The sequence below is a fragment of the Stenotrophomonas maltophilia group sp. P373 genome, assembly GCF_053295075.1.
Genome location: NZ_CM129994.1, coordinates 4,030,213 through 4,054,694 on the forward strand (window position 1 = coordinate 4,030,213; position 24,482 = coordinate 4,054,694).

Genomic DNA, 24,482 nt, shown 5'->3' on the forward strand with positions numbered 1-24,482 from the left:
CCCCGCTGCCGTGGGGGGCCGCACGATGAACCTGTCCGGCCCCTTCATCCGCCGCCCGATCGGCACCGCACTGCTGGCCATCGGCTTGTTCATGGTCGGCCTGATCTGCTACCTGCGCCTGGGCGTATCGGCGCTGCCGAACATCGAGATCCCGGTGATCTTCGTGCATGCCAGCCAGTCCGGCGCCGACGCGGCGACCATGGCCTCGACGGTCACCGCGCCGCTGGAACGCCATCTCGGCCAGCTGCCGGGCATCGATCGCATGCGCTCGTCGAGCTCGGAAGGCAGCTCGCTGGTGTTCATGATCTTCCAGAGCGGCCACAACATCGATTCGGCGGCACTGGATGTACAAACGGCGATCAACTCGGCTCAGGCCGACCTGCCCTCGGGCATGGGCTCGCCGATGTACCAGAAGGCGAATCCGAACGACGACCCGGTGATCGCCATCGCGCTGACCTCGCAGACGCAGTCGGCCGACGAGCTCTACAACGTGGCCGACTCGCTGCTGGCGCAGCGCATCCGCCAGATCAGCGGCGTCGCCTCGGTCGACATCGCTGGCGCGTCGACGCCGGCGGTGCGCGTGGATGTCAACCTGCGCCTGATGAACGCGTTGGGCCTGACCGCCGATGACCTGCGCAACGCGGTGCGCGCGGCCAACGTAACCTCGCCCACCGGCTTCCTCAGCGATGGCAACACCACCACGGCGATCATCGCCAACGACTCGGTGGCACGCGCCGCCGACTTCGCCGACCTGGTGGTCAAGACCCAGGGCGACGGCCGGGTGATCCGCCTGAAGGACATCGCCAACGTCTACGACGGCCAGCAGGATGCCTACCAGGCGGCGTGGTTCGACCACAAGCCGGCGGTGGTGATGTACGTGTTCACCCGCGCCGGCGCCAACATCGTGGAGACCGTGGATCGGGTCAAGGCGCAGATCCCCACCCTGCGCGACTACCTGCAGCCGGGCACCACGATGACGCCGTACTTCGACCGTACGCCGACCATCCGTTCGTCGCTGCATGAAGTGCAGGTCACCCTGCTGATCAGCCTGGCGATGGTGGTGCTGACCATGGCGCTGTTCCTGCGCCGGCTGGCCCCCACCCTGATCGCGGCGGTGACCGTGCCGCTGTCGCTGGCCGGCGCCGCGCTGGTGATGTACGTGATGGGCTTCACCCTGAACAACCTGAGCCTGCTGGCGCTGGTGATCGCGATCGGCTTCGTGGTCGACGATGCGATCGTGGTGATCGAGAACATCATGCGCCACCTCGACGAAGGCATGCCGCGCATGCAGGCGGCGTTGACCGGTGCGCGCGAGATCGGCTTCACCATCGTCTCGATCACCGCCTCGCTGGTGGCGGTGTTCATCCCGCTGCTGTTCGCCAGTGGCATGATGGGCGCGTTCTTCCGCGAGTTCACCGTCACCCTGGTGGCGGCCATCGTGGTTTCGATGATCGTCTCGCTGACGTTGACCCCGGCGCTGTGCAGCCGCTTCCTCAGCGCGCACGACCACAGCGCGCCGCCGTCGCGTTTCGGCCGCTGGCTGGACGCCGGCCACGAGCGCATGCTGCGCATCTACACCGTATTCCTCGACTTCTCGCTGCGCCACGCGCTGCTGCTGTCGCTGACGCCGCTGATCCTGATCGGCGTCACCATCTTTCTGTTCGGCGCGGTGAAGAAGGGCGCGTTCCCGCCGCAGGACACGGGCCTGATCTGGGGCCGCGCCAACTCCAGTGCCACCGTGTCGTTCGAGGACATGGTCGCGCGCCAGCGCCGCATCACCGACATGCTGATGGCCGACCCGGCGGTGAAGACGGTGGGTGTACGCCTGGGCAGCGGCCGCCAGGGCTCCAGTGCACAGTTCAACATCGAGCTGAAATCTCGCAGTGACGGCCGCCGCGAAACCACCGCGCATGCGTTGGCGCGCCTCAGCGCCAAGGCCGATCGCTATCCCGACCTGCAGCTGCGCCTGCGCGCGATCCAGGACCTGCCCAGCAACGATGGCGGCGGTTCCAGCCAGGGCGTGCAGTACCGCATTTCGCTGCAGGGCAACGACCTGGCCGCACTGCAGGAATGGCTGCCCAAGCTGCAGGCGGAACTGAAGAAGAACCCGAAGCTGCGCGACGTCGGGACCGACGTGGACAATGCCGGCCTGCGCCAGAACATCCAGATCGACCGCGCAAAGGCCGCGCGCCTGGGCATCACAGTGGGCGCCATCGACGGCGCGCTGTATGGTGCGTTCGGCCAGCGCCAGATCTCCACCATCTATTCGGACATCAACCAGTACAGCGTGGTGGTCAATGCCCTGCCCTCGCAGACAGCCACCCCGGCGGCGCTGGATGAGGTGTACGTGCGTGCGCGCAACGGCGACATGGTGCCGATCACCGCGGTGGCCACGCAGATGCCTGGCCTGGCCCCATCGCAGATCACCCACGAGAACCAGTACACGACGATGGACCTCAGCTACAACCTGGCTCCCAACGTGAGCATGGGCGAGGCCAAGGCGATCATCGACGCGACCGTGGCCGGCATGCGCATGCCCGGCGACATCCGCCTGGCCGACGATGCGGGCTTCGGCTTCAACTCAGATCCCAGCGACATGCTGATCCTGGTGTTCGCCGCAATCCTGACCGTGTACCTGGTACTGGGCATGCTCTACGAGAGCCTGATCCACCCGGTCACCATCCTGTCCACGCTGCCGGCGGCGGGTGTCGGTGCGCTGCTGGCCCTGTTCGGCACCAACACCGAGCTGTCGGTGATCTCGATGATCGCGCTGGTGCTGCTGATCGGCATCGTCAAGAAGAACGCGATCATGATGATCGACTTCGCACTGGTGGCGCAGCGCGAGCATGGGCTGGCGCCGCGCGATGCCGCACGCGAGGCCAGCATCGTGCGCTTCCGCCCGATCATGATGACCACGATGGTCGCGATCCTGGCCGCAGTGCCGCTGGCGATCGGCCTGGGTGAAGGGTCCGAGCTGCGCCGCCCGCTGGGCATCGCGATGATCGGCGGCCTGCTGTTCTCGCAGAGCCTGACCCTGCTCAGTACGCCGGCACTGTACGTGATCTTCTCCTGCCTGGCCGAGCGCTGGCGCGCCCGTCGCGCGCGCAGGCGCGAAGCGAAGCTGCTCAAGCGCGCGCAGCGGGCGTAGTAGAGCCCATCCACGCATGGCGTGGATCTAGTTCTCGGTACTGCGAATCTGCTGGCCAGCGGCCGGCACTACCACCGGCGCGGAGGGTGGGTGCGGACCGTTGGTCCGCACGCCTCCCGGTTTGACGTGCTGTAACGAAAAGAGAACAATTCCCCTCCAGCCATGGTCCTGCGCCCCTTCGCGGCGCCCCGCTGCCCTCTCCGGCAAGCCTGCGTGATCCCAGCCATCAACCTTTCCCCCCATGCGGGCGGATGGCGCGTGGCCGTTCGCCGAGGATGACTGAACCATGCTCCTGCACCCACTCTGCCGCCCGGCCCTGCTTGCCGTTTCCCTGTCACTGGCCTGTGCCGCGCATGCCCAGTCCGTACCCGAGCGCACCAATCGGAACCGCAGTGCCACCGATCTGGATGCGGTGAAGGTCACCGCCGAACGCACCCACGCCGATACCGGCGCCCTTGGTGATCGCGTGCTGCGTGATACCCCGTTCGCGATCACCGCCGTGGGCCGCGAGCAGATCGAGCAGCGCCAAGTGGTCTCGCTGGGCGAAGCGTTCCTGCTCGACCCTTCGGTCAGCACCCAGGTCAGCGCCTATGCCAGTGGCTGGAGTTCGCCGATCCGCAACCGTGGCATCGACCTGAACTTCGACAGCTATCGCGTCAATGGCCTGCAGGTTTCCTCGTGGGGTACCGAGTGGCCGCTGGAAGTGATGGAACAGGTCGATCTGCTGAAAGGCCCGGGTGGATTCCTTTATGGTTTCGGTGCCCCCGGTGGCATCGTCAACTACATCACCAAGAAGCCGACCGATACGCCCACCTTCTCCGCCCAGCTGGGCTGGCGCGAGCAGGGCATCGTCAGTGCCGGGATGGACGTCGGCGGCCGCTTCGGCAACGCGCAGATGTTCGGTTATCGCTTCAATGCTTTCGAGGAAAAGGGTGAGACCTTCAATGGTGGCCACGTCGATCGCAAGGTGGGCGCACTGTCGCTGGACGCGCGCCTGAGCGACGCACTGATCTGGACCTTCGACGGCGTGTTCCAGTCACGCGACCTGCGCGAGGAATCGCCGCAGTACTACTTCCGCGGACTGACCTCGTTGCCGCGACCGATCGCCGGGAATACCGGCAACAGTGTCCCCGGCACCTACTACGACACTCGTTCCAGCCTGTTGTTGACCCGCTTGGACTGGCAGATCAACAGCGACTGGAGAACCAGCCTGAGTTACGGCGTCACCACCTCGTGGAATGACGTCAACAAGATCTTCGCCTACATCGATTCGCCCAATGGCGACTATGACGTCAACGTCTATGAACTGGGTGGCAAGAGCGAGTGGAGGCTGGCCCAGGCGATGCTGCAGGGCAGCTTCCGCACCGGTCCGCTGCAGCATCAGGTGGTGGCAGGCATCAGTCACCAGACCGGGCTGGGCTGGGACCGTCCCTACGAATGGAGCCTGATCGGCCGCGCCAACCTGTACCAGCGCCATGCCATCCGCCATGACGCCGTCGGTTCACGGGTGATGACCCGCGGCGACGAGACCGTGCAGCAGGCCGTGTTCGCAAGCGATACCGTCGATCTCGGCAGCGGCTGGTCGGTGCTGGCGGGCTGGCGCTACAACGATTACGAGACCAAGGGCCGCTACCACACCTATCCGGTCACACCGACCTATGCCGTGATGTTCAAGCCCAGCGAGGCGGTCACCCTCTACGCCAGCTACATCGAATCGCTGGAAGCGGGCAGCCGCGTAGGCAACAACTACGTCAACGCCGGTGATGTGCTCGACCCGACCCTCAGCAAGCAGTACGAGATCGGCGCGAAGGCCGAGGCCGCGCGCTGGAACGCGAACGTGGCGGCGTTCCGGCTGGAACGTGGCGCCAACATCGATGAACTCACACCGGCCGGCAAGCGCCTGGTGCAGGACGGCATCACGCTGTACGAAGGCATCGAGGCCAGTGCCGACCTGCACCTCAGCGATGTCCTCACGATTGGCGGAGGCGTCACCTGGCTGGACCCGACCTACGACAGGCTGTCCCCGGCCAGCGCTGCACAGGAGGGCAACCGTACCGCCGGTGCGGCGCGCTGGAGCGGGGTCGTGCACGCCACCTACCAGCTGCCGTGGGTGGATGGCCTGGAAACATACGCCGCGGTGCGCTACTACGGCGATGTCTGGTACGACGCCGACAACACCCTGAAGCTGCCCGATTACACGCTGGTCAATGCAGGCATCGGCTACCGCCTGCTCGCCTCCGGTCATCCGCTGACCGTGCGCGCCAGCGTCGAGAACCTGGCCAACCGGAAGTACTGGTCCAACGCCGGCACAGGCCTGCCACGCACGTTCGCTGTGAGCGTGCGGTTCGACATGTAGGGCCCGGCAGCACCGTGGGTGCGGACCGTTGGTCCGCACTCCATATTTCACGCGCAGCCCGCAATAATGGTGGAAGACCCTTCCACCGAGCCTGCATGTCCGCCCGCCAATCCCGCCTCAGCCGACTGTGGGCCCACGAAAAGGCCAGCTACGGCCTGCGCGTGTTCATCGCGCTGACCGCGGCCGTGGCCGTGTGCTGGCAGTTCGAGGCGCTGACCGCCCTGCCCGGCGTGTTCCTCGGCATCATCGCAAGCGCCATCGCAGAAACCGACGACAACTGGTGGGGCCGGACCAAGGCCGTGGTGTTGTCCCTGTTGTGCTTCTGCATTGCGGCGGCTTCGGTGATCTGGCTGTTCCCGTGGCCGTGGATCTTCATCGGCGCGCTGGCACTGTCCACCTTCGGCCTGACCCTGCTTGGCGCGCTCGGCGAGCGCTACGCATCCATTGCCCAGGCCACGGTGACGCTGGCGATCTACACGATGATCGGCTTGGAACAACATGGTGCCAGCGACCTGCACAGCGCACTGGAAGCGGTCAGCCATCTGCTGGCCGGTGCGGTCTGGTACGGGCTGTTGTCGATCCTGTGGGCCGCGTTGTTCGCCAACCGGCCGGTGCGCGAACGCGTGGCGCGGCTGTACCTTGAGCTGGGCCGCTACCTGCAGCTGAAGGCTGCGCTGTTCGAGCCGGTGCGCGAAGCCGACCTGCAACGTCGCCAGCTCGACCTGGCCGAACAGAACCGCCGTGTGGTGGGTGCACTGAACGAGGCCAAGACAGCGATCCTTGCCCGCTTCGGCCGCTCCGGCCGGCCCGGGGTGAACTCCGGCCTGTACCTGCGCCTGTACTACATGGCGCAGGATTTCCACGAGCGCGCCAGTTCCTCGCACTACCCGTATGGCGCGCTGGTGGACGCCTTCTTCCACAGCGATGTGCTTTACCGCTGCCAGCGCCTGCTCGACCTGCAGGGCCAGGCCTGTGCCCGCCTGGGCGAGGCGATCCGGCTGCGTCGTCCGTTCGTATACGGTGAAAGCAACCAGCAGGCCGGGCGCGACCTGGCAGACGCGCTGGCCTACCTGCGTGACCAGCAGCGCCCGCAGTGGCAGCGCCTGCTCGGCTCGCTGGACCTGCTGGTTCACAACCTGCGCAGCATCGAGCGCCGCCTGCTGGATGCCGAACGTTCCGAAGCCAGCCTGGACAACGTCGACACCCGCCTGCGCGACAGCAACCCACATACTCTGCGCGAGATGGGCGTGCGCGTCCGCCAGCAGTTCACGCCCGGCTCGGTGCTGTTCCGCCATGGCCTGCGCATGGCACTGGCGCTGATCGCCGGCTTTGCAGCGATCCGGCTGTTCAATGCACAGAACGGTTCATGGGTACTGCTGACGATCGTGTTCGTGTGCCGGCCCAACTTCGGTGCCACCCGCCAGCGCCTGGCACAGCGCATCGTCGGCACCGTCGCCGGACTGGTGCTGACCTGGGCACTGCTGCAGCTGTTCCCGCAGCTGCACGTGCAGTTGCTGATCGCCCTGCTCTCTGCGCTGCTGTTCTTCTTCACCCGCACCGACCGCTACCTGGTGGCATCAGCCGCGATCACCGTGATGGCACTGACCTGCTTCAACCTGATCGGCGATGGCTTCGTGCTGATCGTACCGCGCATGGTCGATACGCTGCTGGGCTGCGCGATCGCAGCAGCGGCAGCATTCCTGATCCTGCCTGACTGGCAGGGCCGGCAGCTGCATCTCGTCCTGGCACGCGTGCTGGACACTGCGGCTCGCTACCTGGATTCGGTGCTGGGCCAGTACCGCAGCGGCATGCGCGACGACCTGGCCTACCGCATCGCCCGCCGCGACATGCACAACGCCGACGCCGCGCTGTCCACCGCACTGTCGAACATGCTGCGCGAACCCGGCCACGTGCGCCGCAACCTGGATGCCGGCTTCCGCTTCCTGGCGCTATCCAACACGCTGCTGGGGCATCTGTCGGCGCTGGGTGCGCACCGCGACCAGGTGGACAGCTACGCAGGCGATCCACTGGCGCTGGCCGCGGGCGATCGCGTGCGCAAGGCACTTCAGGAGCTGGCGACGGCGCTGACCGCGCGGCAACCCGTCGCGGACGATGACAACGACGCCGACCGCGCGGTGGCCGCCGAGCTGGAGCAGATCGACGAGGCGATGCCACCGAAACTGCAGTTGATCCGTACCCAGATGGCGCTGGTACTGCGCATGCTGCCGAAGGTGCGTGCCGCGGCCAATGAGGCGGCGACCAACCTGACCTGATCCCTCATCGCTGATCGGGCATCCCATCCACGCATGGCGTGGATCTGCTGCGCCGCGTGCAACGGCGCGTTGCACCGGGCGATGCAGTTCGATCACGCCGCCACGCGGATACTGGGCAATCGCCCGCTCTGGATCATCACCATGAAAATCGAACTCAGTGGTCGCACAGCGCTGGTCACCGCCTCCACCGCCGGCATCGGCCTGGCCATCGCCCAAGGCCTGGCCAGCTCTGGTGCGCGGGTCATTGTCAATGGCCGCAGCACCAGCAGCGTCGAGCGCGCCCGCCAGCATCTGCTCGCGGCCGTGCCGGTAGCCGACGTATTGGGTGTCGCCGCCGACCTCTCCGATGCGGCCGGTGTCGATACGCTGCTGGCTGGGCTGCCGAGGGTCGACATCCTGGTCAACAACGCTGGCATCTTCGGCCCGCAGGACTTCTTCGAGACCGATGACGCCACCTGGGAGCGCTACTGGCAGACCAACGTGATGTCCGGCGTACGCCTGTCGCGTGCGCTGCTGCCAGCGATGGTCGATGCCGGCTGGGGCCGCGTGCTGTTCATCTCGTCCGAATCGGCGCGCAACATTCCGGCCGACATGATCCATTACGGGGTCAGCAAGACCGCGCAGCTGTCACTGTCACGCGGCCTGGCCAAGCGCGTGGCCGGCAGTGGCGTCACCGTCAACGCAGTGCTGCCTGGCCCGACCCTGTCCGATGGCTTCGCCGCGATGTTCGAGGATGAACGCCAGCGCAGCGGCAAGCCGCTGGAACAGATCGGCCGCGAGTTCGTGATGGCGCACCGGCCGTCTTCGGTGATCCAGCGCACCGCTACGGTCGAGGAAGTGGCCAACATGGTGGTGTACCTGGCCTCGCCACAGGCCTCGGCGACTTCCGGGGCAGCGCTGCGCGTGGACGGCGGCGTGGTCGACGATATCGTCTGAGGGTGCTGGCAGGTGTGCGGACCAGCGGTCCGCACCCACAGGTCCGCACCCACAGCGGATGGGCAGGAATGCTAGGCTGCGCCGGTCAAGGAGGCTCCATGTCCGGTCACAACCAATTCGCCCTGCTGCGCCAGCGCCGTTTCCTGCCGTTCTTCGTCGTACAGGCGCTCGGTGCGTTCAACGACAACGTGTACCGGCAGGCGATCATCAGCATGTTGCTGTTCATGGCCGTGCCGGAGGAAGAACTGGGGTTGTACGCCACCCTGGCACCGGCCATCTTCATCCTGCCGTATTTCCTGTTCTCGGCGCTGGCCGGGCAGATCGCCGACAAACTGGAAAAATCGCGGCTGATCGTGATCACCACCACCATGGAGATCGTGATCATGTCGCTGGCGGCCACCGGCTTCCTCACCCAGAGCCTGCCGGTGCTGCTGGTCGCGCTGTTCTGTACCGGCATGCAGTCCACCCTGTTCGGCCCGGTGAAGTATTCGGTGCTGCCGTCGGTGCTCAGGCCCGAGGAACTGACCGGCGGCAACGGCCTGGTCGAGATGGGCACTTCAATGTCGATTCTCTCCGGCATGATCGTTGGCGGCCTGGTGTTCACCGTGGCCGGCAGCCACGGTACGGTGGTGGCTGCGTGCGCGATCATCGCCCTGGCGATCTGCGGCAACATCGCCGCGCGCCTGATTCCCAGGGTCGATGCAGGCGACCCGACCCTGAAGATCAACTGGAACCCGTTGCCGGAATCGCTGGCGGTACTGCGCATGGCGCGCCAGCAGAAGGCCGTGCGCAACTCGATCCTGGGCGTGTCCTGGTTCTGGTTCGTTGGCACCGTGCTGACCTCGCAGCTACCGGCCTACGCGGTGACCAACCTGGGCGGCGAGCCGACCCTGTACATCTTTGCGCTGGCCCTTTTCTCGGTCGGCACCGGCGTCGGCTCGCTGCTGTGCGAGAAGCTGTCGGCACGCACGGTGGAAATCGGCCTGGTACCGCTGGGGGCGTTCGGCATGACCGCGTTCCTGCTCGACCTGTACTTCGCCCGCAGCGGCGAAGCGACGGTGCACGGACTGACCATCGCGCCGTTCCTGCAGCAGCCCGGCAGCATCCGCATCGTCATCGACCTGGTCGGCATCGGCCTGTTCACCGGCATCTTCGTGGTGCCACTGTTCGCACTGATCCAGAGCCGCACGCCGAAGGCGCAGATGTCGCGCGTGTTCGCCGCACTGAACATCCAGAACTCGGGCTTCATCGTCGCTGCGGCGTTGCTGTCGCTGGCCGCGCACACGCTGCTGCACTGGACCATTCCGCAGCAGTTCCTGGCGCTGGCCATCGCCAACGCGCTGGTGGCGATCTACATCTTCACCATCGTCCCTGAATTCCTGATGCGCTTCCTCAGCTGGCTGATGGTGCGCACCCTGTACCGGCTGCGCCCGCACGGCATCGAGGCCAACGTGCCCGACGAAGGCGCCGCGCTGCTGGTCTGCAACCACGTCAGCTACATGGACGCGCTGATCCTGTCGGCGACGATTCCGCGTCCGGTGCGCTTCGTCATGTACTACAGGATCTTCAACATCCCGGTAATGCGCTGGATCTTCCGGACCGCCAAGGCAATCCCGATCGCCGGTGCGCGCGAAGACCCGGCACTGATGCAGCGGGCGTTCGACGAGATCGACGCTGCGCTGGCCGAAGGCGAACTGGTCTGCATCTTCCCCGAGGGTGCGCTGACCCGCGACGGCGAGATGGCGCCGTTCAAGTCCGGCGTCGAGAAGATCCTCGAGCGGCGGCCGGTGCCGGTGGTGCCGATGGCGCTGCGCGGCATGTGGTCGAGCATGTGGAGTCGCCGCGACAGCCGCCTCGGCCGCATGCGGGTGCCGCGCCGTTTCCGCGCCACGGTCGAGGTGGTGGCGGCACCGGCCGTTGATGGCCACGCCACCCGCGCCCCGGTGCTGGAGGCGCAGGTGCGGGCCCTGCGTGGCGATCACGCCTGATCGGCCCGGCGGCCGTCGGTAGCGCTTCCAGGCGATAGCCCCAATCCCCGGAATGACGGCCTCTGTCTCATGACAGAGGCCCGTCAAATAGCGCCCAGTCAAGGGCCATACACGCCACCATCTGACTGTAAACGCATACATGCAGCGCAGGTTGAGGTAGATTACGCACCCACAGGGGGGAGGTTCGGCCAATGCACCAAGGCCGGCCACCAAGGAATGGAGTCTTGCTTTGAATCAACCGCCACCGCTCAGCCGCCCCGTCTACATCCCCAACCATCTGGTCTGGGCGATCCTGACGACGCTGTTCTGCTGCCTGCCGTTGGGCGTGGTGTCGATCGTCTATGCCTCCCAGGTCGATGGCCGCCGCGCGGCCGGCGACCTGCCGGGGGCCTACAGCGCGTCGCGCAAGGCGGGCTGGTGGGCGGTGGCTTCGGCCGTGGCCCTGCCGGTCCTGTTGCTGTTGTGGTTCGGGCTGTTCGGCGGCTTGGCCGTACTGGGCGCTCTTTCCGACCAATGATTCACCACCACCACCCATCAAGGAGCTTGAACCCATGAATACCGCCACTCCGCAGGTCCCGAACAATCTGGTCTGGGCCATCCTGAGCACCCTGTTCTGCTGCCTGCCGGCCGGCATCGTGTCGATCGTCTACGCCGCCCAGGTCAACGGCAAGCTGGCCGCTGGCGACATCGCCGGTGCCCAGGAATCCTCGGCCAAGGCCAAGAAGTGGGCCATCTGGTCGGCCATTGCCGCCGTCGTGGTCGGCGTGCTGTACGGCATCCTGATCGTCGCTCTCGGCGGCATGGGTGCGATGAGCAACAGCGGCTACTGATCCGCGTGGACGGATCCGGCGCCTGCGCCGGATCCGTTGCTGCATGTCCGCACTGCCCACCCGATCCCGACTGGCCCGCTGGGCACCGCTGCTGGCCGCCACCGGCCTGGCCGCCGGTGCCGCGCTGGTGCTGCGCAACGTCAATCCGTATGTCGCCGGCAATCCCTTGCCGAGCTGCCCGCTGTACGCGCTGACCGGCCTGTACTGCCCGGGCTGTGGCAGCACCCGCTGCCTGTATTCGCTGGTCCATTTCGACCTGCCCGGCGCGATGGCGATGAACCCGCTGCTGGTCATCAGCCTGCCCTTCCTGCTGCTGATGCTGCTGAACGTCGCCGGCATCCGTCCGCGCCTGCTGGACCCGCTGATGCGGGTGCTGGCCAATCCCACGTTCTGGCTCTGGGTACTGCCTGGGTATGCGCTGCTGCGTAACCTGCCGTGGGCACCGTTCACGGCGCTGGCACCGGTCTAGTTTCCAGCCAACGGCGCAGCCCCTCGTGGTGGGCGGCGTTTGTCGGTCATGGGATTGGCCGGGCGGGTGGACTGCGCAGGGGGCGCTGCAAGTACGTCCATGTAAGCTCGGTCGCCGCATCCATGCGGCTCACGCCCCTGCGCAGCCCACCCGCCCGGCCACGGACAGTTTCCGTGTGCGTCCACCACGGAAAAGAAAGAGAAGATCAAAAGCGGAAGCGGATCGCTTCGCTCTGCATCCACGCATGGCGTGGATCTACCGTGTCGACCAAGGTCGACACCTACCAACAGCCGCCGGAAACTGTCGGGGGTGGGGCGGTGTGGGGCCGCAGGACCGTTGGCGCCATGGATGGCGCCATCGAGCCCCCAGGGGTGAGGGCGCTTTGCTTGCGAAGCACTGCTTCGCAAGCGCCCGAACGCACAGCCGCCAGCGGCTGGGCCGGTTTGGGGGTTTACGGCGTGTCCTGCAGCCCCACACCGCCCCGCCCAACCCTCAGCAACCCAGAGCCGCTTTGGCTTTGGCGTTGGCCTCTGCAGGTGCAGGGCTGCAAGCCCTGCACAACAACTACGTCACCCAGCCTGCAATCACCAGCAACGCGAGGATCGCCAGCCACAGCAGCAGCATCCGCCACACCAGGCTCATCGCATCACGCAGGTCCGGCAGCCGCTGCCACACCGGCAACAGCCCCGCCTCGGTGTAATCGTGCGCGTCCTCGCGCAGCTCGGCGTTGACGCTGGCCCGCGCCACCGCGCCCAGGAACCCGATGGAGCCGGCCAGGCGTTCGCCATGGGCCTGGCGCCAGGCCTTCCACGCCGTATCGAAGTTGCCGACCAGCGCCATCGAGAACGCCATCAGCTGCGCTACCGGCCACTCGATCCAGCCCAGCAGGCGCTGCGCCAGCGCCAGCGGCTCCACCGGCACGCGTGCACGCATCGGGCTTTCCGCCATCAACGCCAGCAAGCGGTAGCCCAGCGCACCGGCCGGGCCCAGCAGCAGGAACCAGAACAGCACCGCGAACCAGCGACGCAGCGCATTGAGCACGGTCGCCTCGACCAGCGACGGCACGTCTTCGCGCAGGCTGCCACCGGCGGCCTGCAGGTTGCGCACGGCTGCCTGCCGCGTCGCGGCGTCGTCCGCATCAATGATCGCTTCGATATCACGATCCAGGTCGCGCGGCCCCCAGCACCAGGCCAGCACGGCCACACCCAGCAGCAGCGACGGCAGGCCGAACAGCACTCCGCGCAGCAGCCACGCCAGCAGCCCCATCAGCAGCAGCGGCGGCAGCAGCGCCAGCGCCACTCCAGCCGGTCCCTGCCAGGCCTTGCCACCACGCGCATCCAGCCAGCCCAGCCAGCGCCGGAAGCCGTCGAAACGGCGCATCGAGGCGGCAGCGGCCGGGGCAACGTGGCCCAGGGCCAGCGCCACCAGCACGGCGGCCAGAGTGGTGAACATGGCAGGTCTCCCTACGAAACAGAACGCTCGGCGCCGCTACCTTACCTGTCGCAGCGGTGCCCTCGCGGGTGAACCGGACTTTAACCCGGGCCGTGTTCAGGTGGCGGCAATACAGCTGCCACGATCGGCCCGGCCGAAACGCCGGCTCAGCCTCGCTGCTGGCGGTACCAGTGTTCGATCAGGCTCCGCGAAATCGAGATCGGTGGCGACAGGCGGATGCCATGGCCGTCGTCCTCCACATCGCGCGCCAACGCGGCGCCGACCTCGTCGGCACTGAACCAGCGCGCGTCTTCCAGCTCGCCATCCACGGTCGGCAGGTCGTCTTGCGCCTGTGCACGGAAGCCGACCATCAGCGCGCCGGGGAACGGCCACGGCTGCGAACCGAGGTACTGGCAGGCGGTCACCCGCACCTTGCTCTCCTCATGGACTTCGCGCACCACGGTCTGCTCGAAGGTCTCGCCAGGTTCGACGAAGCCGGCCAGCACCGAGTAACGGCGCGGGGCCCAGTTCGACTGTCGGCCCAGCAGCAGCCGGCCCTGGTTTTCCACGGCGACGATCACCGCCGGATCGACGCGCGGATAGTGTTCGGTGGAACACTGCGCGCAACGGCCGACGAAGCCGCCACGGGCAAACGCCACCGCGCCGCCGCATACGCCGCAGAAGCGGGTGCGCGAGTGCCAGTAGGACATGCCACGGGCATAGCTGAAAGCGGTGGCATCGGCCATCGGCCACAACAACGCAGCCTGGCGCAGATCCAGTCGGCGTGGCGCGCTCACGGTGACATTGGTGGCTTCGACCGAGAACCATGCCTGATCACCGCGAAGCCCCAGGAAAACTGCGGCGCCCGGGCCACCGCCGACGTCGGCGCCGGTCAGCGCCAGCGGCTGGTCGTCATCGCCGGTGAAGGCGCTGCCATCGTGATCGAGGACGAGGATGCGCGCGCCCGGCCACAGGCGCGCCAGTGCATCGGCATCTTCGCGCAGGGCATCGGCGCGCTCCAACGGTTCGCCAACGAAGGCAAAACCGGAAAGCGGCGAAGGAGTATTGGGCATCCGCCAAGCGTGCCGCCAATCGATGCAGGTGGCAAGCCGCAGGCTTTGCGGAAACCGCCTGTGGGTGTGGAGCTTGCTCCACACACCTTGTCGCGCGGGACACAGGCCCCGCGCCCTGCTTACATGCTGAAACTGCTGCCGCAGCCGCAGGTGGTCTTTGCGTTCGGGTTGCGGATCACGAACTGGGCACCCGTCAGGCTCTCGGTGTAATCCACCTCCGCGCCCATCAGGTACTGCAGGCTCAGCGGGTCGACCAGCAGGGTCACCCCGCTGGTCTGTACCGCCAGGTCATCCTCGGCACGGTTCTCGTCGAACTCGAACCCGTACTGGAAGCCCGAACAGCCGCCTCCCTCGATGTACACACGCAGGGCCAGGTCGGGGTTGCCCTCTTCCTGGATCAGGGATTTGACCTTGGCGGCCGCCGACTCGGTGAAGTTCAGCGGGCGCTCCAGCGATTGGTAATCGGGCGCGGCAACCGGGGTGGCGCCGGGCAGGGAGACTAGCGTGCTCATGCTGCCAGCATGGGGGTGCCGACGACGGCTTTCAAGCCATCGCCTCGGCCAGCTTGCGACGCGCGGCGGTATCGCCCTTGCCATCATGGGCGTCTTCGCCTTCCGGCGCCGGCAAGGCTGCGATCGGGGCGCTGGCATGGATCAGGCGGCCGTTCAGCTGCGCGCCCGCGTTCATCTCCACCACCTGGTAGTGGACGTTGCCATTGACCCGTGCGCTCGGGGTCAACTCGACCTTCTCGGTGGCGTGTACATCGCCGTCCAGGCGGCCGCTGATGACCACCACCTGGGCCCGGATCTCACCTTCGATCACGCCGTGCTCGGCAACCGTCAGGGTCGCACCACTGGCGCCTTCGGCGGCGATCACCTTGCCGTGGATGCGGCCTTCCACATACAGGCCACCACTGAATTCCACATCCCCGCGGATCACCACCTGGTTGCCGATCAGGGCATCCACCACCAGCTGGCCTTCACGGTTGGATTTGCTGCTTCCGAACATCTGCCTACTCCCCTTTGCTGGCCGGCGCACCGGCCTGTTTCCAGTCGAATACCTGGGTGGTACCCCCCGTACCACTCCCCAATGTCACCCGCACGCGTTGCGGGGTGAAGTCAGCCGGCAGCATCACGCTGCCGGTGAGCTGCTGGAAGTACCGGAACGAGTAGTCCTGTCCCGGCACCTTGCTGCGCTGGTGCAGATCATCCCAGCTGATCGTGGCCAGCTTGCCGTTCTTCACGCCTTCCACGGTGAAGCGCATCTGCCCCTGGCTGATGGCCCCGCGGTTGAGGTTCTGGGTCAGCACGGCGGTGTACTGCCAGGTGCCGGCCGCTTCCGGGCTGAACTCGATCGAATGGGTGTTCAGGCCCTTGCGCTGGCTGGTCGAGCCGACCAGCCGCTCATAGAAGGCAACATCGGCGCGCAGCCCGGCGATTTCCTCATCGCGCTCGGCCAACGAGGACTGCACCTCGGTATTGGCGGCACGGCTGATGCGGTCGGAGGCTTCCAGCGTGGCCTGCTTCTGGCGCAGCTCGGTCAGCTGTGCCTGCAGCGCCTCGGCACGCTTTTCGGCGGCCTGCAGGCGCTGGCCCTGGGCATCGCGCGGGGTGGCCATCCAGCAGCCGCCAAGCACCGCCAGCACCAGGCTGAGCAGCCAGATGCCGCCGATCACCAGCAGGCGGCGACGGTCGGCAGGCGGTTGCGGCGCGCCGGGCAGGCGGACCTGCACGCGCATGGGAGGACGGTTGGTCATGGGTGGTTTCCGGGGTATCGCAAGGGCGACACCGGTACGGCCCCTGTGGCAAACGACGGGCTAGTGTATGACAGGACGGGTGGGTTTCCTGCGCAGTGGCCGGCCACGGTCGGTGGCGTTCAGGCACGCCATCGTCGATAGTGTGGCCCCCTGCACAGTTCCGTCGCCGGAGCACCGCCATGACCGAAGCCCACCTGTTCGTGATCGGCATCCTGCTGGCCTGGCTGGCCGGTATCCGCGTCTACCTCACCGTGTTCGGTGTCGGCCTGGCCGGGCTGCTTGGCTGGGTCGACCTCCCCCCCGCCCTGCAGGCCACCGAATCCTGGTGGGTGCTGGGCACCTCGGCGGCGCTGGCGGTGGCCGAATTCTTCGCCGACAAGATCCCTGGCGTGGATTCGGTGTGGGACCTGGTGCAGACGCTCGCGCGCGTACCGGCCGGCGCATTCCTTGCGGCGGCCACGCTGTCGCCGGATGGCCAGCTGGGCACCGGTGCGCTCGCCGCCGGCGCCGGCGTCGCCCTGGCCAGCCATGGCCTGAAGGCCGGTACCCGCGCCCTGCTCAACACCTCGCCGGAACCGGCCAGCAACTGGGTCGCCTCTGCGGCCGAAGACACCGTCGTGATCGGTGGCCTGGCCCTCGCCCTGGCACACCCGTGGATCGCGCTGATCGTGGTACTGGCCTGCAGCCTGGCCGGTGCGCTGCTGGTGTGGCTGGTCTGGCGCGCCCTGTGGAAGGGCGTGCGCTGGCTGGCGCGCGGTGCATCGGCAGCACCGCCAGGGCACAGCGGTACCGGCTGAGCACCGGGCTTGTCGCATAATGGACGCGAACACCAGGAGCACCGATGGCCGCAAACGAATCCCCCGCGGGCGCCCGCCCGGGACGCGCTGAAACCCCTCCGGCCGACCATTGGCAACGCTGGGCCCCCGAGACGGCACCTCCGGCCGTGGACCCACCGATGGCGGCGACCCCATCCCCTGTCGCGGCCGATGCGTCCACGCCGGCCAACAGCGCGCCGCCGCCGCTGCCCGGCCCGATCGCACTGGCCGACGCCGGCAACAACGATCTGGCCCCGTCGCCATCGGACTCGCCCTACCGCGTGCTGATCGTTGAAGACGATCGGGCGCAGGCCCTGTTCGCGCAGAGCGTGCTGCACGGCGCCGGCATGCAGGCGATCGTCCACAACGATGCCGATGCCGCGCTGCAGGCCATCAAGGAGCATCGCCCCGACCTGATCCTGATGGATCTTCACCTTCCCGGCCTGGACGGCATGCGCCTGACCGCGCTGATCCGCCAGCAGCCCGGCCTGCAGCTGCTTCCGATCGTGTTCCTCAGCGGTGATCCGGATCCGGAGCGCCAGTTCGAAGTCCTCGACAGCGGCGCGGACGACTACCTGAGCAAACCGATCCGGCCCCGCCACCTGATCGCAGCGGTGGCCAACCGCATCCGCCGCGCACGAGCCCAGGCCGCGACCCTGCCCGGCGCCACCGGCGCACCGGCCACCAGCAATCCGGAAACCGGCCTGCCGACGCGCCACCACGTGCTGCAGCAGCTCAACACCGCACTCGCCCACCGCGATCAGGGCGGCGTGTTCTTCATCGAAGTGGCCAGCGCGCTGGGCCTGCGCGAACGCTATGGCTATGCCGCGTTTGAACGGCTGATGGTGCAGGCCGGGCAGCGCCTGGCCGAAGCCGGCCATCCGCACCTGCTGGCACGCCTGAACGACAACAGCTTCCTGCTGCTGGCCCGCAGCGCCGACGAGGACGCCCTTGAAAGCATCGCTGCCAGCCTGCGCGAGCAGCTGTCGGCACGTGCCTTCGTGATCCGCGACGACGAATCCGTGCACCTGCGCGGCGTAGTTGGCTATGCACCGCTGTCACCGGGCTTCGAGGATGCCAACAGTGCGTTGGAAGCCGTCGAGCGCACCACCCTGCAGGCGCGCCTGCTCAGCGCCGGGGTGGCCGGCCATGTGCACCGCCAGGCAGTCACCGAACAGGAACACCTGGCGCTGCTGGAAGGACAGCTGGAACTGGCCTATCAGCCGATCGTCGCTGTTGCCGGCGGCAACACCGCGCAGTACCAGTTGCTGTTGCGCCTTCGCCAGGCCGACGGCACCGTCCTGGCGGCCGGGCAGGTGATCCCGGCCGCGGAAGCCGCGGGCCGCATCGCCGATCTCGACCAGCAGGTGATGGACCACGCGCTGGGGCTGCTGGACCTGTACCGCCACGCGACGCAGCCACTGAACCTGTTCGTCTCGCAGTCGCTGCGCACCCTGCAGCGCGACGCCTTCGCCGACTGGCTGCTGGAATCACTGCAGCAGCGCGACCTGCCGGGCAGTGCACTGGTGATCGACGTGCGCCTGCCGGACGCACTGATCCACACCGTGCCGCTGCAGCAGTTCTGCCAGCGCATGGCCAGTGCCGGGGTGCGCTTCTGCCTGAGCCAGTTCGAACCCAGCGGCGAGGCCGATGCCCTGCTGAACCAGCTGCCGCTGTCGTTCGTGCGCATGGCTGCGCGCTTTTCCAGCAGCCACGCCAATCCGGCCACGCGCGAGGAGCTGCGCAAGGCGATCGATCAGGCCCATGCCGCCGGGCTGCAGATCATCGGCCAGCAGATCGAGGATCCGCAGGCTGCGGCGGCGATGTGGGTCGGCGGCGTCGACTACATCCAGGGCAACATGGTGCAGTCGGCCGGCAGCGACCTGAACTTCGACTTCCACAACGCGGTGCTCTGACGTGCCGCTGTGGGGCGTGCTGCTGGTTGCCCTCGCCGCGGCCACCATCGCGCTGATGGTGCTGGGCCTGCGGCTTCGCGCGCGCGACCGTGCGCTGGCGCAGCTGCAGCGCACGCACGGAGCGCTGGCCGCTGAACGGGACCAGCTACGCCATACCACTGAACGCCAGGGCCAGCTGGAACAACAGCTGCTGCAGGCCAAGCAGGCCGCCGAGGCGGCCGTGCTGGCCAAGGGCGAGTTCCTGGCCACGATGAGCCATGAGATCCGCACCCCGCTCAATGGCATCCTGCCGATGCTGGAGCTGATCGCACGCGGGCCACTGAGCGAGGACCAGCGGCAGATGCTGGCCACCGCCTCGGCCAGCTCGCAGCAGCTGCTGCGCATCGTCGACGACATCCTCGACTACTCCCGGCTGGAAGCACAGGCGCTGGAGCTGGAAATCACCAGCTTCAACCTGCGCGATCTGCTCGATGGCGTGGTGCAGCTGATGCAGCGCGCCGCCGACGCCAAGGGCCTGGCACTGGGCCTGCAGCTGGATCCATCGGTGCGCCTGCCGGTGCGCGGCGACCCGGTGCGCCTGCGCCAGGTGCTGAGCAACCTGCTGGCCAATGCGATCAAGTTCACCGCCCGCGGCCAGGTGCAGCTGCGCGTGCTGCGCCTGGGCGAAGGTGCCGCGCAGCACCAGCTGCGCTTCGAGATCATCGATACCGGCATCGGCATCGACGACGCGCTGCAGGCACGCCTGTTCCAGTCTTTCAGCCAGGCCGACGCATCCACCACGCGCATCTACGGCGGCACCGGCCTGGGCCTGGCCATCTGCAAGCGCATCATCGACCTGATGCATGGGCGTATTGGTGTGCAGTCCACGCCCGGCCAGGGTGCTACGTTCTGGTTCGAGATCCCGCTGCTGAAGGTTCCTGGCGACCTGCCGGCGATGACGCGCGCGCCGGCACCGCTGCTGCTGTTCAGTGCCGATGCATCGCTGCAGGCACGCATCGAGCGCATCGCTGCCCACCATGGACTGCAGGTGCAGGTGCTGGCGCAACTGGACAACGTGGTCGAGCGCCTGCGCGCTCCCGCGCGGCCCGGAAAACCGGCACCCGCCTGGCTGCTGGTCGATGCGCGCGCACGCCGCAACGGCGAGGCCACGCTGCAGCTCGCACTGGGGGAACGCGGCGACGACGATGCACTGCAGGTACTGTGGCTGCAGGAGGATGCGATTGCGCAACGCCCCCGCCAGCGCCAGCTGCCCTCCCACTTCGACGACGCCGCCCTGCATGCACTGCTGGCGGCACCGGTCGCCTCTGCCCGCCCCGCTGCGCTGCTGGCCAGCGCGGAACACGAGCAACCGGCTGCCACGCTGCCGCCGCTGCATCTGCGCGTGCTGGTGGTGGAGGACAATACGGTGAACAGGATGGTGGCCGAGCAGCTGCTGCGGGTGTTCCAGTGCGAGGTGCGCAACGCCGCCGATGGCGAACAGGCCCTGGCCGCCCTCCGCGAAGGCGGGCTGGACATCGTGCTGATGGATTGCCAGATGCCAGTGCTGGACGGCTACGCCGCCACGCGCCGCTGGCGCGCCGAAGAAGCGGAAACCGGGCATGCGCGATTGCCGATCATCGCGATGACCGCCAATGCGATGGCCGGCGACCGCGAGCGCTGCCTGCAGGCCGGCATGGACGATTACCTGTCCAAGCCGATCGCACGCGCCACGCTGCATGCGCTGCTGCAGCGCTGGGGTGGCGGTAAAGCTGCAGCATCTGCACGGCCTTCTGTAGAGCCGGGCCATGCCCGGCTGACGGCCAATTGCAGTCGCACGCCATTAGCCGAGCATGGCTCGGCTCTACCGAATCCGGAAAAGCAGGTGGCGCCAGCACCACAACCGGTGCTCGACCGCGATGTGCTGGATGAACTGCACGCGGTGATCGGCGATGCTGCCACCCAGATCGTCACGGTATTTCTTGAAGATGCGCCGGCGATGGTGCAGCAGTTGCAGCTGGCCGCGCGGAACAGCGATGAACCGCGCATGCAGGCCGTCGCGCACAGCCTGAAATCATCAAGCGCGAACGTGGGGGCGTTGTCGCTGTCGGCGATCGCGCAGCGGATCGAGCACGAGACCCGTAGTGGCAGCCTGCAGCGCCCCGCAGTGGCGGTAGCGCTGCTGGTTGCGGAATTCGCCCGGGCGCGCGTTGCACTGACGGGCTACCTGGCACAGCATCGCGCCGGCCAGGCCCGCTGATTCACTCTTCCAGCTTGCTCAGCAGGTACTTCGGCTCGCCGATACGCTCGATCAGGTCGAGCTGGGTTTCCAGCCAGTCGATGTGTTCTTCCTCCGAGTCGAGGATCTTCACGAACAGCTGGCGGCTGACATAGTCGCCAACCGAATCGGAATAGGCCACCGCCTCGCGCAGGGTGACCACGCCATCGCGTTCCAGCGACAGGTCGCACTGCAGGATTTCAGTCGGGTTCTCGCCGATGCGCAGCTTGCCCAGCGCCTGGAAGTTCGGCAGGCCTTCGAGGAACAGGATGCGGTCGGCGAGCATGTCGGCATGCTTCATCTCGTCGATCGATTCCTTGTACTCGTGTTCGGCCAGTTCCTTGATGCCCCAGTTCTTCAGCATCTTGGCGTGCAGGAAGTACTGGTTGATCGCGGTCAGCTCGTTGTAGAGGACCTTGTTGAGGAATTCGATGACCTTGGTGTCGCCCTTCATGGGGATGCTCCTGCACGCTGAAAACGCAGGCACTGTACCGCCTTGCGTGCGGTGGTGAAGGAACGCGAATCGTGCGCATTGGCCTGCGCGACTGCAGGTGAAGGACGCGAAAGCGCGGCGTCAACACGCCGCGAGGAAACGATCAGGCAACCTGGGCCAGGCCCAATACCGGCAGCGGCAGATCGTGCGTCGCGCGTGCCTTGGCCAGCAGGTCGCCGGCCATGTCCAGGCAGGAACCGCAGGTGGCACCGCAACCGGTCCGCATGGTCAGTTCGGCCACCGTGCTGACACCATGGTGGGCGGCTTCGCGGATCTGGTGGTCGGTGACTCCGTTGCAGATGCAGACGTACACAGGCGGGAACCGGGCTGGCAGGCCAGAAGCGGCCTGTTGCCTATTCCAATGGAAACGAGAATGGTTGTCAATCAGAGACCTGAACCATTCTCGATACCGTTCACAGTCGGATTGACCGGCCCGCCGGACAGCCCGGTCCTGCTGGAAACAGCCGGCGGGGACGCGTTGTGACGGATCGGCCCGCAGCCTGCGTGGGCTCCCATTCAAACCGCCCCGGACTCCCCCTTGGCCTTGCGCGGCCAGTAGCCGCCGCGCTTGGGCGTGCGCTTCCGGGGCCTGTCGTGGCCGGCCGCGTGGCCCGGCATCCAGGCCTCGGCGGCACTCTTGGGCATGGCGCTGACGCCCTGCCCGGCCACCCCACGCGCCAACGGCGCCAGGTGTCGCAGCGCGCGCGCATAGACGCCACGCTTGAACATCACTACGTGCTCCACCGGGTACCAGAAGTCCACCCACCGCCAGTGGTCGAACTCGGGCGAGTCGGTATGGTCCAGCTGCACATGCGATTCATCGCCGGTCAGGCGCAGCAGGAACCAGACCTGCTTCTGCCCGATGCAGACCTGCCGTTCATTGCGGCGGATGGCCCGCGCCGGCAGCTTGTAGCGCAGCCAGCCGGGCGTCGCCCCGAGCACTTCCACGTGCTCAGGCAGCAGGCCGGTCTCTTCCTGCAGTTCACGATACATGGCCTCGACAGGCGTCTCGTCGGTGTTCATGCCGCCCTGCGGGAACTGCCAGCCGTCCCGGCGCACGCGTCGTGCCCAGAACACCTGGCCGTCCTGCCGCATCAGCACGATGCCGACGTTCGGTCGATAGCCGTCCGGATCGATCACGATGCGGACTCCTAAGAAAATCTACTGGTCGGGACTATCCCATGCCCTCTGTCGGCCCACAAGCACGGCACAAAAGTGTTGACAGGGCCGATACACATCCGCAGAATAGCGGGCTCACCAAGGCTATGTAGCTCAGCCGGTTAGAGCACAGCACTCATAATGCTGGGGTCGGTGGTTCGAGTCCACCCATAGCCACCACATTGAAAATCAAGTTGTTTTTCAGTGTGAAAAGTGAGAAAATAGTTGCACGTTTTGCCCCGTCGCCAAGCGGTAAGGCACCTGACTCTGACTCAGGCATTCGGTGGTTCGAATCCATCCGGGGCAGCCAAACAAAAAAGAAAAAAGCCTGATCTTTCGATCAGGCTTTTTTCTTTTTTGTTTTGGTCGCGCATCCCCACCTTATCCCCGCGCCTGTCGGCGCGCCCCCTTGAACATCAAGGGGGCTCTCCTCCAGAGAGGGATCCGGGGTCGGATCCTTTTCCAAAGGAAAAGGCTCTGACCCCACCCCATCGCCGGCCACTGGCCGGCAACCTCGAAATGCACAGCCCCAGAACGACAAAAGCCCGGCCGAAGCCGGGCTTTTGCTTTCCCATCCAGCGGGCTCCCGAAGGAGCCCAACCAGGCGCGGTAGATCAGCGCTTGGAGAACTGGGTGGCGCGGCGGGCCTTGTGCAGACCAACCTTCTTACGCTCGACTTCACGGGCGTCACGGGTCATGAAGCCAGCCTTGCGCAGCTCGGACTTCAGGGTTTCGTCGTACTCGACCAGAGCACGGGCGATGCCCAGACGGATCGCACCGGCCTGGCCGGTGGTGCCGCCGCCAGCGGCGGTGACCAGGATGTCAAAGCTTTCGGTGTTCTTGGTCAGCTCGAGCGGCTGGCGCACGATCATGCGCGCGGTCTCACGACCAAAGAACTCGTCCAGCGGACGACCGTTGACGGTGATGTTGCCCGAACCCTTGCGCAGGAACACGCGAGCGGTGGAGGACTTGCGGCGGCCAGTGCCGTAGTTTTGAGTGATAGCCATGATTAGATATCCAGAACCTGCGGCTGCTGTGCGGCGTGCGGATGCTCAGTGCCGGCGTAGACCTTGAGCTTGCGGTACATCTGGCGACCCAGCGGGCCCTTCGGCAACATGCCCTTGACGGCGATCTCGATCACGCGCTCCGGGTGGCGCTCCAGCGCCTGGGCCAGGGACTCGGTCTTCAGGTTGCCGATGTAACCGGTGAAACGGTGATACATCTTGTCCTGCAGCTTCTTGCCGGTGACGGCAATCTTTTCTGCATTGATGACGACCAGGTAGTCGCCGGTATCAACGTGCGGGGTGTAGACCGGCTTGTGCTTGCCACGCAGACGGCGGGCCAGCTCGGTGGCGAGACGGCCCAGGGTCTTGCCCTCGGCGTCGACGAGGTACCAGTCGCGCTGGACGGTCTCGTTCTTGGCAGTGAAAGTGCTCATGAAGAACTCTATGTTAGGTCGGGCTCATTGCGGCGAACGGCTCGCCGGAACTCTGCCACGCGTTGTGAAAGGTGAAGCGTAAGAGGCGGGATTGTACGCAGGTCGAGCCCCCGGTGCAAGCCGGCCATGTCCCGGGTTGGCAGGGGGC

21 protein-coding genes and 2 tRNA genes are annotated in these 24,482 nt (G+C 66.8%); 13 read left to right on the plus strand and 10 right to left on the minus strand.

Annotation, left to right across the window (positions count from 1 at the left end):
• Nucleotides 1-25 precede the first annotated feature (25 nt).
• The 8 genes from ACSYHF_RS18675 to ACSYHF_RS18710 all read left to right on the plus strand — a co-directional run bounded on the left by ACSYHF_RS18675 (nucleotide 26) and on the right by ACSYHF_RS18710 (nucleotide 12,000).
• Nucleotides 26-3,148 carry an efflux RND transporter permease subunit gene (locus tag ACSYHF_RS18675; protein ID WP_447575920.1) on the plus strand — a complete coding sequence of 1,041 codons (3,123 nt, stop codon included), beginning with the start codon at nucleotides 26-28 and terminating at the stop codon, nucleotides 3,146-3,148.
• A gap of 286 nt (nucleotides 3,149-3,434) precedes the next feature.
• The gene (locus ACSYHF_RS18680) at nucleotides 3,435-5,504 is read left to right on the plus strand and encodes a TonB-dependent siderophore receptor (protein ID WP_447575921.1); all 2,070 of its coding nucleotides are present in this window, start codon (nucleotides 3,435-3,437) and stop codon (nucleotides 5,502-5,504) included.
• Between the two features lie 95 nt (nucleotides 5,505-5,599).
• Nucleotides 5,600-7,777 carry a YccS family putative transporter gene (yccS, locus tag ACSYHF_RS18685; RefSeq protein WP_447575922.1) on the plus strand — a complete coding sequence of 726 codons (2,178 nt, stop codon included), beginning with the start codon at nucleotides 5,600-5,602 and terminating at the stop codon, nucleotides 7,775-7,777.
• A 141-nt stretch (nucleotides 7,778-7,918) separates the two neighbouring features.
• Nucleotides 7,919-8,713 (plus strand): SDR family NAD(P)-dependent oxidoreductase, encoded by a 795-nt coding sequence (locus ACSYHF_RS18690; protein WP_447575923.1) that lies wholly within the window; start codon nucleotides 7,919-7,921, stop codon nucleotides 8,711-8,713.
• 98 nt (nucleotides 8,714-8,811) lie between these two features.
• Nucleotides 8,812-10,701 (plus strand): MFS transporter, encoded by a 1,890-nt coding sequence (locus ACSYHF_RS18695; RefSeq protein WP_111177480.1) that lies wholly within the window; start codon nucleotides 8,812-8,814, stop codon nucleotides 10,699-10,701.
• 229 nt (nucleotides 10,702-10,930) lie between these two features.
• Nucleotides 10,931-11,218, plus strand: a complete 288-nt coding sequence (locus ACSYHF_RS18700) for a CD225/dispanin family protein (protein WP_005419784.1) — start codon at nucleotides 10,931-10,933, stop codon at nucleotides 11,216-11,218.
• Between the two features lie 34 nt (nucleotides 11,219-11,252).
• Nucleotides 11,253-11,531 (plus strand): CD225/dispanin family protein, encoded by a 279-nt coding sequence (locus ACSYHF_RS18705; protein ID WP_005419785.1) that lies wholly within the window; start codon nucleotides 11,253-11,255, stop codon nucleotides 11,529-11,531.
• Nucleotides 11,532-11,574: 43 nt separating this feature from the next.
• Nucleotides 11,575-12,000, plus strand: coding sequence for a DUF2752 domain-containing protein (locus ACSYHF_RS18710; RefSeq protein WP_005419786.1), 426 nt, complete (start codon nucleotides 11,575-11,577; stop codon nucleotides 11,998-12,000).
• A 564-nt stretch (nucleotides 12,001-12,564) separates the two neighbouring features.
• On the opposite strand, the gene ampE is transcribed toward ACSYHF_RS18710, so the two are convergent.
• From ampE to ACSYHF_RS18735, 5 genes are all read right to left on the minus strand, one after another.
• Entirely contained in the window at nucleotides 12,565-13,452 is an 888-nt protein-coding gene (gene ampE, locus ACSYHF_RS18715) for a regulatory signaling modulator protein AmpE (protein ID WP_005419787.1), read from the minus strand.
• A gap of 146 nt (nucleotides 13,453-13,598) precedes the next feature.
• On the minus strand, nucleotides 13,599-14,504 hold the full coding sequence (gene nudC / locus ACSYHF_RS18720; protein ID WP_005419788.1) for an NAD(+) diphosphatase: 906 nt from the start codon (nucleotides 14,502-14,504) through the stop codon (nucleotides 13,599-13,601).
• A 119-nt stretch (nucleotides 14,505-14,623) separates the two neighbouring features.
• Entirely contained in the window at nucleotides 14,624-15,016 is a 393-nt protein-coding gene (erpA, locus tag ACSYHF_RS18725) for an iron-sulfur cluster insertion protein ErpA (protein ID WP_005419789.1), read from the minus strand.
• A 31-nt stretch (nucleotides 15,017-15,047) separates the two neighbouring features.
• Entirely contained in the window at nucleotides 15,048-15,512 is a 465-nt protein-coding gene (locus tag ACSYHF_RS18730) for a bactofilin family protein (protein ID WP_005419790.1), read from the minus strand.
• A gap of 4 nt (nucleotides 15,513-15,516) precedes the next feature.
• Nucleotides 15,517-16,260 carry a DUF6776 family protein gene (locus tag ACSYHF_RS18735; protein ID WP_005419791.1) on the minus strand — a complete coding sequence of 248 codons (744 nt, stop codon included), beginning with the start codon at nucleotides 16,258-16,260 and terminating at the stop codon, nucleotides 15,517-15,519.
• Nucleotides 16,261-16,439: 179 nt separating this feature from the next.
• Between ACSYHF_RS18735 and ACSYHF_RS18740 the strand changes: the two genes are divergently transcribed.
• The 3 genes from ACSYHF_RS18740 to ACSYHF_RS18750 are packed head-to-tail and all read left to right on the plus strand — an operon-like array spanning nucleotide 16,440 to nucleotide 21,227.
• The gene (locus ACSYHF_RS18740) at nucleotides 16,440-17,057 is read left to right on the plus strand and encodes a DUF4126 domain-containing protein (RefSeq protein WP_053497674.1); all 618 of its coding nucleotides are present in this window, start codon (nucleotides 16,440-16,442) and stop codon (nucleotides 17,055-17,057) included.
• A gap of 44 nt (nucleotides 17,058-17,101) precedes the next feature.
• Nucleotides 17,102-18,991, plus strand: a complete 1,890-nt coding sequence (locus ACSYHF_RS18745) for an EAL domain-containing protein (protein ID WP_032954585.1) — start codon at nucleotides 17,102-17,104, stop codon at nucleotides 18,989-18,991.
• A gap of 1 nt (nucleotide 18,992) precedes the next feature.
• Nucleotides 18,993-21,227: an ATP-binding protein gene (locus tag ACSYHF_RS18750; RefSeq protein WP_447575924.1), complete on the plus strand. Its 2,235-nt coding sequence runs from the start codon at nucleotides 18,993-18,995 to the stop codon at nucleotides 21,225-21,227.
• Between the two features lies 1 nt (nucleotide 21,228).
• On the opposite strand, the gene bfr is transcribed toward ACSYHF_RS18750, so the two are convergent.
• The 3 genes from bfr to ACSYHF_RS18765 form a co-directional block, all read right to left on the minus strand.
• Nucleotides 21,229-21,699: a bacterioferritin gene (gene bfr / locus ACSYHF_RS18755; protein ID WP_005419804.1), complete on the minus strand. Its 471-nt coding sequence runs from the start codon at nucleotides 21,697-21,699 to the stop codon at nucleotides 21,229-21,231.
• A gap of 142 nt (nucleotides 21,700-21,841) precedes the next feature.
• Entirely contained in the window at nucleotides 21,842-22,051 is a 210-nt protein-coding gene (locus ACSYHF_RS18760) for a (2Fe-2S)-binding protein (protein WP_065178881.1), read from the minus strand.
• A 203-nt stretch (nucleotides 22,052-22,254) separates the two neighbouring features.
• On the minus strand, nucleotides 22,255-22,878 hold the full coding sequence (locus ACSYHF_RS18765) for an RNA pyrophosphohydrolase (RefSeq protein ID WP_005419809.1): 624 nt from the start codon (nucleotides 22,876-22,878) through the stop codon (nucleotides 22,255-22,257).
• A gap of 121 nt (nucleotides 22,879-22,999) precedes the next feature.
• Here ACSYHF_RS18765 and ACSYHF_RS18770 point away from each other — a divergent pair.
• A tRNA-Met gene (locus tag ACSYHF_RS18770) sits at nucleotides 23,000-23,076 on the plus strand.
• A gap of 55 nt (nucleotides 23,077-23,131) precedes the next feature.
• Nucleotides 23,132-23,206 (plus strand) — tRNA-Gln (locus ACSYHF_RS18775).
• Between the two features lie 304 nt (nucleotides 23,207-23,510).
• Here ACSYHF_RS18775 and rpsI read toward each other — a convergent pair.
• Together rpsI and rplM are read right to left on the minus strand one after the other, a co-directional pair.
• The gene (gene rpsI, locus ACSYHF_RS18780) at nucleotides 23,511-23,903 is read right to left on the minus strand and encodes a 30S ribosomal protein S9 (RefSeq protein ID WP_005411311.1); all 393 of its coding nucleotides are present in this window, start codon (nucleotides 23,901-23,903) and stop codon (nucleotides 23,511-23,513) included.
• 2 nt (nucleotides 23,904-23,905) lie between these two features.
• A complete protein-coding gene (gene rplM, locus ACSYHF_RS18785; RefSeq protein WP_005414692.1) occupies nucleotides 23,906-24,334 on the minus strand; it encodes a 50S ribosomal protein L13 in 429 nt (142 codons plus the stop codon).
• Nucleotides 24,335-24,482: the final 148 nt, after the last annotated feature.